Source organism: Rhodococcus sp. HNM0569, from assembly GCF_012726205.1.
Lineage (GTDB): Bacteria > Actinomycetota > Actinomycetes > Mycobacteriales > Mycobacteriaceae > Rhodococcus_F.
The window spans coordinates 319,225-334,984 of record NZ_JAASAE010000003.1; the positions used below are offsets into that span (position 1 = coordinate 319,225).

At 69.4% G+C, this 15,760-nt stretch carries 15 protein-coding genes; 9 read left to right on the forward strand and 6 right to left on the reverse strand.

The window, feature by feature from the left end; all coding sequences use genetic code 11:
• Nucleotides 1–68: 68 nt before the first annotated feature.
• The 5 genes from HCA44_RS06110 to cydC all read left to right on the forward strand — a co-directional run bounded on the left by HCA44_RS06110 (nt 69) and on the right by cydC (nt 6,996).
• Nucleotides 69–941 (forward strand): aminodeoxychorismate lyase, encoded by an 873-nt coding sequence (locus tag HCA44_RS06110; RefSeq protein WP_169647629.1) that lies wholly within the window; start codon nt 69–71, stop codon nt 939–941.
• Between the two features lie 148 nt (nt 942–1,089).
• Nucleotides 1,090–2,589: a cytochrome ubiquinol oxidase subunit I gene (locus tag HCA44_RS06115; RefSeq protein WP_169647630.1), complete on the forward strand. Its 1,500-nt coding sequence runs from the start codon at nt 1,090–1,092 to the stop codon at nt 2,587–2,589.
• A 9-nt stretch (nt 2,590–2,598) separates the two neighbouring features.
• Nucleotides 2,599–3,636 (forward strand): cytochrome d ubiquinol oxidase subunit II, encoded by a 1,038-nt coding sequence (cydB, locus tag HCA44_RS06120; RefSeq protein ID WP_169647631.1) that lies wholly within the window; start codon nt 2,599–2,601, stop codon nt 3,634–3,636.
• Nucleotides 3,633–5,327: a thiol reductant ABC exporter subunit CydD gene (gene cydD, locus HCA44_RS06125; protein WP_169647632.1), complete on the forward strand. Its 1,695-nt coding sequence runs from the start codon at nt 3,633–3,635 to the stop codon at nt 5,325–5,327. Before cydB ends, cydD begins: the two co-directional genes overlap by 4 nt.
• Nucleotides 5,314–6,996, forward strand: a complete 1,683-nt coding sequence (gene cydC, locus HCA44_RS06130) for a thiol reductant ABC exporter subunit CydC (RefSeq protein ID WP_169647633.1) — start codon at nt 5,314–5,316, stop codon at nt 6,994–6,996. Before cydD ends, cydC begins: the two co-directional genes overlap by 14 nt.
• Before the next feature lie 279 nt (nt 6,997–7,275).
• Here cydC and HCA44_RS06135 read toward each other — a convergent pair whose 3' ends face one another.
• From HCA44_RS06135 to HCA44_RS06160, 6 genes are all read right to left on the reverse strand, one after another.
• Nucleotides 7,276–7,971, reverse strand: coding sequence for an FABP family protein (locus tag HCA44_RS06135; RefSeq protein ID WP_169647794.1), 696 nt, complete (start codon nt 7,969–7,971; stop codon nt 7,276–7,278).
• 231 nt (nt 7,972–8,202) lie between these two features.
• Nucleotides 8,203–8,514 (reverse strand): DUF1416 domain-containing protein, encoded by a 312-nt coding sequence (locus HCA44_RS06140; RefSeq protein WP_169647634.1) that lies wholly within the window; start codon nt 8,512–8,514, stop codon nt 8,203–8,205.
• Nucleotides 8,515–8,516: 2 nt separating this feature from the next.
• Nucleotides 8,517–9,353 (reverse strand): sulfurtransferase, encoded by an 837-nt coding sequence (locus HCA44_RS06145; RefSeq protein WP_169647635.1) that lies wholly within the window; start codon nt 9,351–9,353, stop codon nt 8,517–8,519.
• A 46-nt stretch (nt 9,354–9,399) separates the two neighbouring features.
• On the reverse strand, nt 9,400–9,849 hold the full coding sequence (locus HCA44_RS06150; protein ID WP_169647636.1) for a DUF4395 domain-containing protein: 450 nt from the start codon (nt 9,847–9,849) through the stop codon (nt 9,400–9,402).
• A gap of 217 nt (nt 9,850–10,066) precedes the next feature.
• Nucleotides 10,067–10,576 carry a thioredoxin family protein gene (locus tag HCA44_RS06155; RefSeq protein WP_346764598.1) on the reverse strand — a complete coding sequence of 170 codons (510 nt, stop codon included), beginning with the start codon at nt 10,574–10,576 and terminating at the stop codon, nt 10,067–10,069.
• Entirely contained in the window at nt 10,573–11,352 is a 780-nt protein-coding gene (locus tag HCA44_RS06160; RefSeq protein ID WP_169647637.1) for an LmeA family phospholipid-binding protein, read from the reverse strand. The genes HCA44_RS06155 and HCA44_RS06160 overlap by 4 nt, the downstream gene beginning before the upstream one ends.
• Nucleotides 11,353–11,572: 220 nt before the next feature.
• Between HCA44_RS06160 and HCA44_RS06165 the strand changes: the two genes are divergently transcribed.
• The 4 genes from HCA44_RS06165 to pstC all read left to right on the forward strand — a co-directional run bounded on the left by HCA44_RS06165 (nt 11,573) and on the right by pstC (nt 15,759).
• Nucleotides 11,573–12,328 (forward strand): response regulator transcription factor, encoded by a 756-nt coding sequence (locus tag HCA44_RS06165; protein ID WP_169647638.1) that lies wholly within the window; start codon nt 11,573–11,575, stop codon nt 12,326–12,328.
• Between the two features lie 19 nt (nt 12,329–12,347).
• Nucleotides 12,348–13,289 (forward strand): mycothiol synthase, encoded by a 942-nt coding sequence (gene mshD, locus HCA44_RS06170; RefSeq protein ID WP_169647639.1) that lies wholly within the window; start codon nt 12,348–12,350, stop codon nt 13,287–13,289.
• Between the two features lie 169 nt (nt 13,290–13,458).
• Entirely contained in the window at nt 13,459–14,577 is a 1,119-nt protein-coding gene (gene pstS, locus HCA44_RS06175) for a phosphate ABC transporter substrate-binding protein PstS (protein ID WP_169647640.1), read from the forward strand.
• An 87-nt stretch (nt 14,578–14,664) separates the two neighbouring features.
• Nucleotides 14,665–15,759, forward strand: a complete 1,095-nt coding sequence (pstC, locus tag HCA44_RS06180) for a phosphate ABC transporter permease subunit PstC (protein ID WP_169647641.1) — start codon at nt 14,665–14,667, stop codon at nt 15,757–15,759.
• Nucleotide 15,760: the final 1 nt, after the last annotated feature.

The following is a 15,760-nucleotide window of genomic DNA, read 5'->3' on the forward strand; positions in this document are numbered from 1 at the left end:
TCGGCCACGGCACCAGTCTAGTGACCGTCGCTCGGTTCGGGCCGCCCCGTCGCCTTAGGCTGATCGGCATGGCTGATCGAGTGCTGGTGACCCTTGACCACGAAGTGCACGACGCGGACGCCCCGTTCGTGTGTGCCGACGATCTCGGCCTGGTGCGCGGGGACGGCGCGTTCGAGACCCTGCTCGTCCGGGGCGGACGCGCTCTGCAGGTCGACGCGCATCTCGCACGGCTCGCCGACTCCGCGCGCACATCGGGGCTGCAGGTCGGCGATCTCGACGACTGGCGGCTCGCGATCGAACTCGCTGCCGAGGAGTGGGGATCGGGCGACGAAGGCGCGTTGCGGCTGGTGCTCACGCGAGGCCGCGAAAGCGGTGGTGATCCAACTGCGTTCGTGACGGTGGGGGCGGTGTCCGAGCGCGTGTTGCGCGTGCGGCAGGAAGGGGTCGCGGCGCTCACTCTCACCCGGGGGATCTCGGTGGATCTCGCATCGGTCGCGCCGTGGCAGTTGCTGGGCGCCAAGACGCTGTCGTACGCCACGAACATGGCGGCGATCCGGCATGCCGAGGCGAACGGCGCCGACGACGTCGTGTTCGTCAGCAGTGAGGGTTTCGTGCTCGAGGGCCCGCGTTCGACCGTCGTGATCGCGCGCGACGACACGTTCGTGACGCCTCCTGTGTCCCAGGGCATCCTGTCCGGCACGACCCAGCGTGCACTGTTCGACGTCGCGACGGCCCGCGGGATCACGTGCGAATACGCCGCATTGCGGCCCGCGGATCTGATCACGGCCGACGGCGTGTGGCTCGTGTCGAGTATCACGCTCGCGGCGCGGGTGCGCGAACTCGACGGACTCGCGCTGCGCGAGCCCGACATCGCCGCCGATTTCGCCGAGCTGATCGACGCGGCGGTCGAGGGCGAGGGGGCTGCCGCGCAGCCCTCTTGACACATCTACTACATTCCGTAGTAACAAAGCGGAACCGTGGCAATCGGCCACGCCGAACAGAGTGTCGGCAGTAGCTTTGTGCGGAAGAGCGAGCGCACGCCCACGTCTCGCTCCCGGCCTGTAGCGCGGGCGCACCTACGGAGTGACCATGGATGCTTTGGATGTCGCGAGGTGGCAGTTCGGCATCACGACCGTCTACCACTTCATCTTCGTCCCGTTGACGATCGGTCTCGCACCGATGATCGCGATCATGCAGACCATGTGGGTCGCGACGAAGAAGGACCACTGGTACCGGCTCACCAAGTTCTTCGGCAAGTTCTTCCTCATCAACTTCGCGCTCGGCGTCGCCACCGGCATCGTGCAGGAGTTCCAGTTCGGCATGAACTGGAGCGAGTACTCGCGCTTCGTCGGCGACATCTTCGGTGCGCCACTGGCTCTCGAAGGTCTCGTCGCCTTCTTCCTCGAATCGACCTTCATCGGTCTGTGGATCTTCGGTTGGGGACGACTGCCGAAAGCGGTTCACCTCGCGACGATCTGGCTCGCCGCGATCGGTGTGAACGCGTCGGCGTACTTCATCATCGTCGCGAACTCGTTCATGCAGCATCCCGTCGGAGCCGACTTCAACCCGGAAACCGGGCGGGCCGAGTTGCAGAGCATCTGGACCCTTCTCACCAACAGCACGGCGCTCGCGGCCTTCCCGCACGTGCTCGCGGGCGCCTTCCTCACGGCGGGCACCTTCGTCGCAGGCATCGGCGGTTGGTGGATGGTGCGGAACATGCGGCGTGCCAGGGCCGCCGACACGTCACCCGCCGACGCCGAGCTCGCCGAGACCCAGGCGCGCACCGTGTTCCGGCCGGGCACCCGGCTCGGTCTGCTCGTGATGATCGTGTCCGGTGTCGCGGTGATCGTCACCGGTGACATCCAGGGCAAGCTCATGTTCGAGCAGCAGCCGATGAAGATGGCGTCCGCGGAATCGCTGTGTCACACCGAGGTCGACCCCGACTTCTCGATCCTGACGGTGGGCACGCACAACAACTGCGACGGTGTCACGCACGTCCTCGAAGTGCCGTACGTACTGCCGTACCTCGCGGAAGGCCGGTTCACCGACGTCGAACTCGCGGGCGTCGAAGACCTCCAGGCGCAGTACGAGCAGCAGTTCGGGCCGGGAAACTACCGCCCCAACCTGTTCGTCACGTACTGGTCGTTCCGCGCGATGATCGGTCTCGCGGCCGGGTCGCTCGCCCTCGCGCTCGCCGGACTGTGGGTCACTCGCAAGGGCCGTGTGCCCGACCAGAAGTGGTTCGGCAGGCTCGCGATCCTCGCGATCCCCTTCCCGTTCCTCGCCAACAGCGCCGGCTGGATCTTCACCGAGATGGGCCGCCAACCCTGGGTCGTGCACCCCAACCCCACCGGCGTCGACCTCGTGCGGCTGACCGTCGACATGGGTGTGTCCGACCACTCGGCGTGGACCGTGTGGGTATCGCTGATCACGTTCACCGTGCTCTACGGCGCGTTGTTCGTGGTGTGGTACTACCTGATCCGCCGATACGCACGCGAAGGCCTGCTGGCATCCGACGAACCACCGAGCAGTGACGAGACACCGCCGGACGACTCCGGCGACTCGAAGCCGTTGTCGTTCGCCTACTAGGAGACGGTCATGGGACTCCCCGAATTCTGGTTCATTCTCATCGCCGTCCTGTTCACCGGGTACTTCGTGCTCGAGGGCTTCGACTTCGGCGTCGGCATGCTCATGCCGATCATCGGCAAGCGCTCGCGGCCCGACGGCGAGGTACGCAGACGCGTCGTCCTCAACACGATCGGCCCGGTATGGGACGGCAACGAGGTGTGGCTCATCACCGCGGGCGGCGCACTGTTCGCGGCCTTCCCCGAGTGGTACGCGACCTTGTTCTCGGGCTTCTACCTGCCACTGCTGATCATCCTCGTCGCACTCATCCTGCGGATCTGCGCGATCGAATGGCGCGGCAAGATCGACGATCCCGCATGGCGCAGACGCGCCGACTGGGGCATCGTGATCGGCTCGTGGGTCCCGGCGTTCCTGTGGGGCGTCGCCTTCGCGAACATCGTGCGCGGCGTCGAGATCAACGAGGACAAGCAGGTGCTCTCTCCGCTGTGGGATCTGCTCAATCCCTACGCGCTGCTGGGCGGCCTCACCACGACGCTCGCGTTCGCGCTGCACGGGGCCGTGTTCCTCGCGCTCAAGACCGCGGGCGAGGTGCGCACCGATGCGGTGTCGTGGGCGCGGCGTCTCGCGATCCCCACGCTCGTCGTCGCCGCGGTGTTCGTGCTGTGGACGCAGTTCGCGCACGGCAGCGGATGGACGTGGGTGCCGCTCGTACTCGCGGCCGTCGCACTCGTCGGCGTCGTCGCGCTCGTGCGGATCGACAGTGAAGGTTGGGCTTTCGTGCTCACCACGATCGCGATCATCGGCACCGTCGTCCTGCTGTTCGGGTCGTTGTTCCCCGACGTCATGCCGTCGACGCTCGATCCCGCGTTCAGTCTCACCGTCGACAATGCGTCGTCGAGTCACTACACGCTCGTCGTCATGACGTGGGCCGCGGTGCTGATCACCCCGGTGGTGCTGATCTACCAGGGCTGGACGTACTGGGTGTTCCGCCAACGCATCTCGACCGAGCAGATTCCGCCGTCGGTGGGTCTGCAGATCCAGCGCAAGTGAGTACGGCCGCAGCCACCGAGCCCGCGCGCGAGCGCGCCCGCGGCCCGGTGGACCCGCGGCTGTGGCGGTACTCCGCCTCCGTGCGCGGCTATCTCGTGTCCACGACGGTCTTCGCACTCGTCGACGTGCTCGCGATCGTCGCAATCGCACTGTCGGTCGGGCGCGTGCTCGCGGGCGTCATCACGACGCGCGAGGTGGCGCTCTCGCACTGGTCGGGCGAACTGACGGTGCTCGCGATCGCGATCGCGGTACGGGTCGCCGCGTCGTGGCTGCAGACGCGGTACGCGGACCGTGCGGCCGGGAGGGTCGTCGCCGAACTGAAGGGTGAAGTGCTCGCCGCGGCGACCAGGATGCCGCCGCGGGAGCTCGACGCGCGCCGCGACGACATCGCGACCGTCACGACCCGCGGCCTCGACGCCCTCGCGCCGTACCTGACCGGTTACCTGCCCGCGCTCGTCGCGGCCTGCACCCTCACCCCGATCACGTGGGCGGTGATCGCGTGGCAGGACATGACGTCCGCGATCGTCGTGGCGATCACGGTGCCGCTGATCCCGGTGTTCATGATCCTCATCGGCATGCTCACGAAGGGCCGGTCGCAGCGCACGCTCGCCGCGATGACGACACTGTCGTCACAACTGCTCGACCTGCTCGCGGGGTTGCCGACGTTGCGTGCGCTCGGCCGCGAGCGCGGCCCCGAAGGCCGCGTGCGCGCGCTCGGCGACGAACACCGCCGGACCACGATGTCGGCCCTGCGCGTCGCCTTCCTGTCGTCGATGGTGCTGGAGCTGCTCGCGACACTGAGCGTCGCGCTCGTCGCGGTCGGCATCGGGCTGCGGCTGGTGTTCGGCAACATGGAACTCGAACCCGGCATCGTCGCGCTGATCCTCGCGCCCGAGGTGTACCTGCCGCTGCGCATGGTGGGCCAACGGTTCCACGCCGCCGAGGACGGTCTTGCCGCCGCGGGCCGCGCGTTCGCCGTTGTCGACGCCGCGCCGCCCGCGTCGGCGGCCGGTGGCATCCGCACACCCCCGGAACGGCCCGCGTCGATCGTCGTCGACGGCGTGTCGGTCGCCGCGCGCCGCGGCGACGCACCCGCAAATTTCTCCGCGACCTTCGAACCCGGGACGCTCACCGTCCTCACCGGTCCCAACGGCGCGGGCAAGTCGACCCTCTTGCAGGTCGTGCTCGGCCTCACCGAGCCGGACTCGGGTTCGGTGTCGATCGGGGGCGTGCCCGTCGGTGTACTGGACCTCGACGCGTGGTGGTCGTGTGTCGCGTGGCTGCCGCAGCATCCCGTGCTCGTGCCGGGCACCGTGCGTGCCAACCTCGATCTCGCCGGGCCCGTGCACGACACCGCGCGCGTGTGTCGCGAGACCGGTTTCGACGCCGTCGTCGACGAACTACCGAACGGGTGGGACACCATGGTCGGCACCGGCGGTGTCGGCCTCTCGCTCGGCCAACGGCAGCGGCTCGCGCTCACCCGGACGCTCGCGTCCGACCGCCCGGTGCTGTTGCTCGACGAACCCACCGCGCACCTCGACGCGGCGGCCGAGCGCACCGTCCTGAACTCGCTGCAGGCACTCGCGGCCGAAGGCCGCACCGTGATCGTCGTGGGGCACCGCCGGTCGGTGCTCGCCGTGGCCGACCGCATCGTCGAAGTCCACGCGGAGGTCGCGCATGCGCACCGCTGACCCGCTCGTTCGCGCGCTCGGCCTCCTCGAACTCGACGCGTGGCGCGTCACGCGGTCGATCCTGGCCGGCATCGCGACGCTCGGCAGCGCGCTCGCGCTCGCCGCGCTGTCGGCATGGCTCATCACCCGGGCGTGGCAGATGCCGCCGGTGCTCGACCTGACCGTCGCGGTCGTGGCGGTCCGCGCGCTCGGCATCTCACGGGGCCTGTTCCGCTATCTCGAACGTCTCAGTACCCACGACACCGCGCTGCGCGGTACGACGGCGGCGCGCGCAGGCCTGTACCGGCGACTCGCGGAGGGCGAGCCCTCGGCGGCGGCCGGGCTGCGCCGCGGCGACCTGCTCGCGCGCACGGGTGCCGACGTCGACACGATCGGCGACGTCATCGTCAAAGCGCTCGTCCCCATCGCGGTCGCCGTCGTGCTCGCGCTCGCCGCGGTGGGCGTGCTCGCCGTCATCTCGCCCGCCGCGGCCGCCGTCCTCGCGCTCGCGCTCGTCGCATCCGGCGTCGCCGCGCCCATGATGTCCGCGCGCGCCGCGCGCACGGCCGAGGAGCGGACGGTCGGGTCGCGTGCCCGGTACGCCGACGCCGCGGTCACCGCACTCGATCACGCAGCAGAACTGCGCGTCACGGGACATCTCGACGCGGCACTCGGACGCGCGAGCGCAGCCGAACGTGCGGCGTGCGACGCACGCGACCGCAGCGCGGTGCCGAATGCGTTCGCCGCCGCCGCGACACCACTCGCGATCGGCGCGAGTGTCCTCGCGTCGCTCGTGATCGGCACGGCGCTCTACGGATCGACCGACATGAGCCCGATGGCGCTCGGCATCCTCGTGCTGCTGCCGTTGTCGGCATTCGAGGCGACGGCGCCGCTGCCGGACGCAGCGAAAGCCCTCGGGCACGCACGCAGCGCCGCGAGACGTGTCGTGAACCTGCTCGACGCCGCGGGAGACGCCGAGCCGACCGGCGGTGCGGCGTGGGACGGCACGGGCGTGGTGCGGGCCGACGCGGTGCGCTGCGGCTGGCCCGGCGGCCGCGTCACCCCGCCGATCGACCTCGACCTCGGGCCCGGCGCGCGCATCGCGGTCGTCGGACCGAGCGGGGTCGGCAAGACGACCCTGCTCATGACGCTTGCCGGGCTGCTGCCGCCGGTGTCCGGCACGGTGACCGTGGACGGTGTAGACGAAGCGTCGATCGCGCCCGGCGATCTGCGCAGGCACCTCCAGTTCTTCGCCGAAGACGCGCACGTGTTCGACACCTCGGTGCTCGAGAACCTGCGGGTCGTGCGCGGCGACGTCGGCGAAGCGGAGGCGCGCGACGCGCTGCACCGAGTCGGCCTCGCCGAGTGGCTGGACGACCTGCCCGACGACCTCGACACGCGCCTCGGTGGGGGGATGCGCGCCGTGTCCGGCGGTCAGCGTCGTCGGTTGCTGCTCGCGCGGGCGCTGCTCTCGCCCGCACCGATCCTGCTGCTCGACGAGCCCACCGAACACCTCGACGCGGCCGCGGGCGCCGAGCTGCTGCGGGCCCTGTTGTCGCGCGGTGGCGGACTGGTCGACGAGGCGCGCACGGTGGTCGTCGTGACGCATCAGCTGCCCACCGGTACCGACGCCGACGTCGTTCTCACCCTCGACGGGAAGGCGACGGAAAATACGTTGCCTGCCCCGTGAGCCGCGAGTACGTTCGGGCGTACACGAGGAAGGAGGTGGTCCGAGACATGAATGACTGTTGGACACGTGAGGTGGCTGCCAGCTAGCCGCAAACTCCGACGGTGGTCCACCGTCGTGTAGTCACGCCGAGGGTTCACCCACCGCGCATGCGGCCGGCGAATCCCAGGCAGCTACCCGGCCCCCGAGCCCCCGGTCAGTCCAGACCGGGTTCGCGTCCCCTGCGGGATGTGGAACGGCTCGGGGGCTGTCCCATGTCCGGAGGCGTGTCGATCTGCCTGATCAGCCGATGTAGCGCTGCAGCCGCGCGGACGCGCGCGGCGCGAGTTCGCCGTCGGCGAGCACGCGTTCTTCGACGTACGCGAGATCGCCGCCCTCGACGATGCCGTACAGCCGCTTCGCACCGCCCACGAGCGCACCGGACGTGCTGCGGATGACGACATCGGTGGCGAGTTCCCACGACGACTGCGTGCGGGCCTCGCCGTAGTACAGCTCGACGACGCCCGAGCTGTGCGCGAGCAGCAACTCGATCACCTCGTCGTTCTCGGCGCCCGCGGTGGAATCGCCGCTGACCCGCCAGTAGCCGGTCTCGCGGAGGTCTTCGCGGCCGGCTTTGCCCTCGTCGTCGAGAACCCACGACTCGGAGTTCCACGCGAGGTAGTCGCCACCATTGTGCGAGACCACGATCTGCTGTCCGAAGCGGTAGTCGCCGAGTTCGGGGTCGTGCCCTTCGCCTTCGCCGCGCCACACACCGACGAGCGGCAGCACGGCGAGCAGGGCATGGTCGAGATCCGGCCCCTCGCGGAGGTTTGCGGTGTCGGCAGCGAGCGGCAGGCCGGGCAACGACGGGATGTTGCGGCCCGCGGTTTCCTTCGCGCGCTCGGCGGCATTCGCGACCGCGGCATCGCCGCTACCCCGGACGACCCGCTGTTCGTCCGGTGCGTTCTCGGCCCCGGTGTTCTCCCCCGACGTCACGATTCGTCGGTGACCAGTCGGTAGATCGCGTACAGCGTGAACCACGTAATCAGCAGACAGCACAGGACGAGGAGTACTTCGAAGAGGATGACCACGGCTCCATCCTAAACCTCGCCCGGTGCCTGCCGTCACGGTGTCCGGTGCATACCGTGCGGGGTCCGGGAAAGGCCTCGGAACACAACGAATGCCCCGGTTCGCGATCGAACCGGGGCATTCGCGGAGAACGGGAACGAACTACTTCGGCTCGTCCGCCGTGACGTCGACATTGTGGACGCCGGGGCCCTGCGGGCTTACTTTCGCCGTGCCGTTACCGGCCGACGACAGCGCACGCACGGTCCACTCGCCGGGAGCGGCGAAGAACCGGAAGTCGCCGGTGCCGGACGCGACGACCTCGGCGGTGAACTCGCCGCTGCCGTCGAGCAGACGTACGAACGCGCCGCCGATCGGCTGGCCGTCGGTCGCGAGGACACGGCCCGTGATGACCGTTTCCTTCTCGACGTCGACACCTGCGGGCAGGGTCTGGGTCTGGACGGGGGCACCGCACATGGTTACTTGACCTCCAACTCGATGGGAGCACCGACGAGCGAGCCGTACTCGACCCAGCTGCCGTCGTAGTTCTTGACGTCGGACTTGCCGAGGATCTCCTTGAGCACGAACCACGTGTGGCTCGAACGCTCGCCGATGCGGCAGTACGCGATCGTGGGCTTCGTCTCGTCGTAGCCCTTGTCCTTGTAGAGCTGCTCGAGCTCGTCGTCGGACTTGAACGTGCCGTCCTCGTTGGCGGTGGTGCTCCACGGGATGTTGATGGCACCGGGGACGTGGCCACGCTGCTGCGCCTGCTCCTGCGGCAGGTGCGCGGGCGCGAGGATCTTGCCGGCGAACTCGTCGGGGGAGCGGACGTCGACCAGGTTCTTGTTGCCGATCGCGTCGATGACCTCGTCGCGGAACGCGCGGATCGACAGGTCGGGGGCCTCGGCCTTGTACTCGGTGCGCTCACGCGTGACCGGGTCCTTCGACAGCGGACGGCCGTCGAGTTCCCACTTCTTGCGGCCGCCGTCGACGAGCTTGACGTCCTTGTGGCCGTACAGCTTGAAGTACCAGTACGCGTACGCCGCGAACCAGTTGTTGTTGCCGCCGTACAGCACCACGGTGTCGTCGTTCGCGACGCCACGCGCCGACAGCAGGTCGGAGAACTGCTGCTGGTTCAGGAAGTCGCGGCGCACACCGTCCTGGAGATCCTTACGCCAGTCGAGGCGGATCGCGCCCTCGATGTGGCCACCGTCGTAGGCGCTGGTGTCCTCGTCCACCTCGATGAAGACGGTCTTGGGGGCGTGCAGGTTCTGCTCTGCCCAGTCGGCGGAGACTAGGACGTCGGAGCGAGCCATGGTGTTCCTTTCGGGGTGGTGATGGTGCGGGATCGAGATCGGGGAGTCACGCGCCGCGAAGACGCGCGACCAGGGGGTAGATCTGGCAGCCGAGGCAGATGCCGAAGGCCGCATTGAGCAGTGCCGCGAACAGGGCGAACGCGGTGGCGACGGCGCCGAGCGTGCCGACACCGAATGCGAAACCGAGCGTGCCGACGGCCGCGAACACGAAGCCGACGAACTGCGCGAACTTGAGAGGCGGGACGGGCTCGCGCTCGGTGGGCGGACCGAGGCGCGGTGCGACGACGGCCGCGAAAAGCGTGCCGTACGGGCTGCGCCGCGGGCCGAGTGCCGCACCGATCGCGAACACGACGGTCTGCAACGCGAGCAGAATCGCGGCGGCCGTGGTGGACAGCGATGCGACGATCAGGACGACGACGAGTACGGCCGTCGTGGTCCACGCGGCGAATCGGGGGCCGCGAACGTCGACCTGCTCGGCCGAGAGGGTGCTGGTCATGATGGATGGTGCTCCTGCGCTGGTCGTACGAACCGGGAGAGCCCACACGGGGCCGACGGAAGGTGGATCACCGGGCGAGGGCGAACGCGCCGAGAGACGAGGGCGCGGCGGCCGCAGTGATCAGCGACAGGTACAGCAACAAGCCCCGAGGCGGCACAGGTCGACTGCGCGGCGTCGGGTGAGCATCAGCTCGTGGCGGGCTTGCACGGGGGACAGCTTACCCGTTGTTTCCGGATGCGGAACCCCGGGCCTGCGTGAACGGCTCGAGAGCTGCGCGGAGTTCGCCGGCCTTGGGCACGCCCGCGATGCGGAAGCGCTCGGCGAGGTCGCCGTCGAGGACGAATGTCGTCGGCAACGACAGGACGCCGAATTCCTTTGCGAGTGCAGGGTGCTCGTCGATGTCGACCTCCCACTCGACAGGCGGGTGCGGGGCGTCGTCGAAGGTGGTGAGCACCTGCCCGACGACGCGGCGTACCGCGGCGCACGGGCCGCACCAGTCGGCCGAGAAATGCAGCACGACCGGCCCCGACGGTGAGGGCGCACGCACCGCCTCGACGCCCGCATCGGCGAGTGCCGATGGGCGCGGATCCGGGGTGCCGGCCGCGTCGGCGTGCGGCGCCTGAGCGCTGCTCGCGCGGATCCTGCCCTGGCGATTCTGCAGGACCAGCCCGACCGCGAGCGCCGCGAGCACGGCCACGACGAGCACGGCGACGGTGGTGACGTTCACAGGTTCTGCATCTCCCGGAGGTCGATCGTGACGTTGTCCCCGACGCCCTCGATCACGATCTGCGATCCCTCCGCGGTGACCTTGGTCGGCCGCACCCCGAACGGCAGTTCCTGGGTGTCGATCGTGCGCGTGAACAGCCCGAGCACGGTCGGGGCCAGCGGCTCGGGGACCGTGAAGTCGGCATGGCCCTCGGGGCCGAAGTAGAAGTCGGACGCGACGATCTGGACCTCGTCGCCTTGCAGCACGAGGTCGGCCTGCACCGACACGGTGGTCGTGAGCGGGCCGACGGGGACCGTGCCGGTGAGCACCACGCCGCCCGACGTCGTCATGCCTGAGCCGCCCGAGCCGCCGGTGCCGTCGGACTTGCTCGCAGGCGGAGCCGACACCTGCAGGTCCGGGATGCCGAGGAAGCGGCCGAGCTCGGTCGCGCCGATCAGCAACCGCCCGTCGAGTCGTTCGACGGGCAGGTTCTCGACCGAACCGTCGACCAGTTCGGACAGTGACGCCTCGACGCCCCGCAGGTTCGCTTCGACCGTGACTTCACCCACAGTATTGCTGTGCACACCCTGCGCACGGATCGACACGTCGTCGTAGCGGCCGTTGGCGACCTGGGTGAGGAACGGGAAGCCGCGGACGGTGACCTCGGGATCGGCGTGGAGGTCGGCGCCGTGCCGTACCTGCCGCGAGACGCGGTATTCCGCGTACGCGGCCGCACCGAAGTCGACGACGACGGCGAGTCCGATCAGCAGGGCGAGACCGATCACGAGTTTGCGCACCCGACCATTGTGACGGACGGAGTCCGTGAGGTTCGGGGCGCGCGCCCCGCGCGGCGAGCGCGGGGCGTGGCGAAGGGGTCAGCAGCGGCATAACCGCGGGTGGGCCGTTACTCTGTCTCCGACCGGTCGTGACGGTTCCACCCTCGGATGACGGCCCGACGGTCGTGAAAGACGGCCCGGCCATCGTGCCCGGGCACGATGGCTGACAGAAGGAGGTCGTGTGGAGCTGCTGCTTCTCACCTCCGATCCGAACCCGGAGTCCGTCCTGCCCTCGCTCGCGCTCCTCGCGCACGGCGTGCGCCCCGCGCCCACCGAGGTGTCGTCGCTTCTCGAAGCCGGCTCGGCGGACGTCGCGCTCGTCGACGCGCGTACCGATCTGGCCGCTGCGCGGGGCCTGTGCCGCCTGCTCGGCAGCACCGGTTCGGCGGTCCCGGTCGTCGCGGTGCTCACCGAGGGCGGCCTCGTCGCGGTCAACTCCGACTGGGGGGTCGACGACATCCTGCTGCCGGGTACGGGCCCGGCCGAGGTCGACGCGCGACTGCGTCTGCTCGTGGGGCGTTCGGGTGGCGCGGCCAGCCCCGAGTCCGCGGGCAAGATCACGCTGGGCGAACTCGTGATCGACGAAGGCACCTACACCGCGCGTCTGCGCGGCAAACCGCTCGACCTCACCTACAAGGAGTTCGAGCTGCTGAAATACCTCGCGCAGCACGCGGGCCGGGTCTTCACCCGCGCGCAGCTCCTGCAGGAGGTGTGGGGGTACGACTTCTTCGGCGGGACCCGCACCGTCGACGTCCACGTGCGACGGCTGCGCGCGAAGCTCGGCAGCGAGCACGAATCGCTCATCGGCACGGTGCGCAATGTCGGCTACAAGGCCGTGCGCCCGGCGACCCGCGGCAAGACGGCGGGCGTCATGGTGCCCGACGAAGACGACCCCGACGTCGCCCCGGCACCCACGATGGACGACTCGACACTCTGAGCTCACGTACGGTCACGGCATGACACGCGACGACACGGCAGGGGCCGAAGCGACCGGCGGCTCGGGTGAATGGTTCGACTCGGTGTCGGCGGACGACGTCGCCGCGATCGACGCGATTCTCGCGCGCGCTGTCGCGGCCGACGGGACGGCGGCCGTCTCCGAGCAGGGCGAGCACGCATTGCACGGCCGAGGCGACGCCCGTCACCTCGTGTGGCGAGGTGACGGCACCGTGCTCGGTTACGCGCAGCTCGTGCCGGGGCAGGGCGAACACCCGCCGATGGCCGAGGTCGTCGTCGACCCGGACGCGCGGGGCAAGGGCATCGGAACGGCGCTCGTCGCGGAGGTGCTCGCGGGCGATCCGGACACCCGCGTGTGGGCGCACGGCGACCTTCCCGCGGCGCGGGCCGTCGCCGCCGCTCTCGGGCTGACCGGTGCACGCGAACTACTGCAGATGAGACGCCCGCTCGCACAGCCGGAGTTGCCGGAAGTGCAAGTACCGCAGGGGGTCACGCTGCGGACCTATCGCGGACCGCAGGACGACGCGGAGCTGCTGCGGGTCAATGCCGCGGCGTTCTCGTGGCATCCCGAACAGGGCCGGTGGACCGAGGGCGACGTCGCCGAGCGACGCGACGAACCGTGGTTCGATCCGGACGGGCTGTTTCTCGCGTTCGACGCGGACGATCCCGCGCGGCTGCTCGGCTTCCACTGGACGAAGGTGCATCCGGCCGAAGGCAGCGAACCCGCGATCGGCGAGGTGTACGTCGTGGGCGTCGACCCCGCCGCGCAGGGGCGCGGTCTCGGCCGGGTGCTCACGATCGCGGGCCTGCGCTATCTGCGCGACCGTGACCTCGCCGACGTGCTGCTGTACGTCGAAGGCGACAACACCGCCGCACTGCGCACGTACGAGCGCCTCGGCTTCGCGCGCTTCCACACCGACGTCGCATACACCCGCGCGCGATAGCGGGCACGTCTGTTCACTTTCCGTTCACTCGGTGTGACGGATCCGGACACCCCGCGCCCCTACGTTGAGTCGCGGGCGGCACCCGCCGTCCGGTCGGCACGTGCACCGGCACGTGCAGGCATGTGACGCCACGCGCAGCGTGGCCTGCGTCTTACCTCGGAGGACACACGTGAAACTCGAGCGGAGTGCGGCGGTCGTCGGCATGGTTGCGATCGGCGCCATGACACTCACCGCGTGCGGCAGCGACGACAACAGCGCGGCCAGCGGGGTGCAGGTGTCCGACTCGTCGGCCTCGTGCGAGGGCAAGGCCAATCTCGGCGGCGCGGGCTCGTCGGCGCAGAAGAACGCGATGGACCAGTTCGTCGCGACCTACATCGCCGCGTGCCAGCAGAAGGACGCGAACGTCAACGTCGCCTACACCGCGAGCGGTTCGGGCGACGGACGCACGCAGTTCCTCGCGAGTCAGATCGACTTCGCCGGCTCCGACTCCCCGATCAAGGGCGAGCAGGCCGAGCAGGCCCAGCAGCGGTGCGCCGGTGGCGAGGCGTGGAACCTTCCGCTCGTGTTCGGCCCGGTCGCCCTCGCCTACAACCTGGACGGCGTCGACGACCTGGTGCTCGACGCCGAGACGACGGCGAAGATCTTCAACGGGACCATCCGCACGTGGAACGACCCGGCGATCGCGGCACTCAACGAGGGCGTCGCACTGCCCGACCAGCCGATCACGCCGATCGTGCGGTCCGACTCGTCGGGCACGACCGACAACTTCCAGCAGTACCTCACGGTGGCGTCGAAGGGGGCATGGACGAGCGGTGCCGGCTCCGACTTCACCGGCGGCACCGGCGAGGGAGCGAAGGGTTCGGCGGGTGTCGCGCAGGCCGTCTCGGGCGGGCCCGGCTCGATCACCTACGTCGAGGAGTCGTTCGCGAAGCAGAACGGTCTCGACGTCGCGAAGATCGACAACGGTGCGGGCCCGGTCGAGCTGAACGTGCAGACCGCAGGCAAGGCGATCGAGGAAGCGTCGTTCAAGAGCGAGGGTGTGGGTGATCTCACGCTCGATCTCGACTCCATCTACGGCAACACCACGGCCGACGCGTACCCGCTCGTGCTCGCGACCTACGAGATCGTGTGCTCCAAGGGTTACGACGCCGACACCGCGGCCGCGGTCAAGTCCTTCCTGACCAGCGCCGTCGCCGAGGGCCAGCAGGGCCTCGACGAGCAGGGGTACGTGCCGCTGCCGGACGCCGTCAAGGCGCGGCTCACGGCGTCGATCGACGCGATCGCCTGAGTGCGGACGCGCAGCCTTTCCCGCCGCGGAGAGCTGCACCCTCGATGCCCGGTTATATTCGGAAGCAGGAGAAGAACGTGAGCGCACATGAGTGACGCGCCCGTCAGACCGACATCCCGCACCGCTGGTTCGGCTTCGCGCCGAGCCGGCGGCCGCGGTCCGAACGGCATCGCGGAGGCCGACTTGAGTTCGACTGGGGCCGACGTCGGCACCGATCCCGGTGCAGGCGCACCTACCCCGCCCGGCGACCGCAACATTCCCACCCGGCCGGGTGACCGCATCTTCAAGACACTGTCGTCCGGCTCGGCGATCTTCGTGTCCGTGGTCATCGCCGCGATCGGGTTCTTCCTGGTGTGGCGTGCGATTCCGGCGCTCTCGCGCAACGAGGTCAACTTTCTCACCAGCAGCGAGTGGGCCACGGTCGACATCGAGCACATGGCGTTCGGTGTCCTCGACCTGCTGCAGGTCACGGTGCTCGTGTCGCTGTTCGCGCTCGTGCTCGCGATGCCCGTCGCGCTCGGCATCGCGATCTTCCTGACTCAGTACGCCCCGAGCTGGCTCAAACGGCCGCTCGCCTACGTGATCGACCTGCTCGCCGCCGTTCCCTCGGTCGTCTACGGCCTGTGGGGTCTGCTCGTGTTCGCACCGGCGATCAGTCCGGTCGCGTTGTGGCTCAACGAGAACTTCGCGTGGATCCCGCTGTTCGCCACCGGCAGTGGCTCGATCGCGGGCGGTGGCACGATCTTCACGGCGGGCATCGTGCTCGGCGTCATGATCCTGCCGGTCATCACGGCGGTCACGCGCGAGGTGTTCGTGCAGACGCCGACGACGCAGATCGAGGCCGCTCTCGCGCTCGGCGCCACCCGATGGGAAGTGGTGCGCACCACTGTTCTTCCGTTCGGCAAGTCCGGGTACATCAGCGGGTCGATGCTCGGCCTCGGTCGCGCGCTCGGCGAGACGATGGCGCTGTACCTGATCCTGCGCACGACGTCGCTGCCGTTCGGCTGGTCGCTGTTCGACAGCGGCTCGACCATCGCGTCGAAGATCGCGCTCGGATACGCCGAGTTCAACAACGACATCCAGGCAGGCGCGTACATCGCCGCGGGCCTCGTGCTGTTCGTGCTCACGTTCGTCGTCAACGCGGGCGCGCGCATGGTGATCGCCGGAAAGGCGAAGGACTGAC

Coding starts and splice junctions, on each gene's coding strand:
- HCA44_RS06110 (WP_169647629.1), top strand. CDS start 69: ATGGCTGATCGAGTGCTGGTGACCCTTGACCACGAAGTGCACGACGCG.
- HCA44_RS06115 (WP_169647630.1), top strand. CDS start 1,090: ATGGATGCTTTGGATGTCGCGAGGTGGCAGTTCGGCATCACGACCGTC.
- cydB (WP_169647631.1), top strand. CDS start 2,599: ATGGGACTCCCCGAATTCTGGTTCATTCTCATCGCCGTCCTGTTCACC.
- cydC (WP_169647633.1), top strand. CDS start 5,314: ATGCGCACCGCTGACCCGCTCGTTCGCGCGCTCGGCCTCCTCGAACTC.
- HCA44_RS06140 (WP_169647634.1), bottom strand. CDS start 8,514: ATGTGCGGTGCCCCCGTCCAGACCCAGACCCTGCCCGCAGGTGTCGAC.
- HCA44_RS06145 (WP_169647635.1), bottom strand. CDS start 9,353: ATGGCTCGCTCCGACGTCCTAGTCTCCGCCGACTGGGCAGAGCAGAAC.
- HCA44_RS06150 (WP_169647636.1), bottom strand. CDS start 9,849: ATGACCAGCACCCTCTCGGCCGAGCAGGTCGACGTTCGCGGCCCCCGA.
- mshD (WP_169647639.1), top strand. CDS start 12,348: ATGACACGCGACGACACGGCAGGGGCCGAAGCGACCGGCGGCTCGGGT.
- pstC (WP_169647641.1), top strand. CDS start 14,665: ATGAGTGACGCGCCCGTCAGACCGACATCCCGCACCGCTGGTTCGGCT.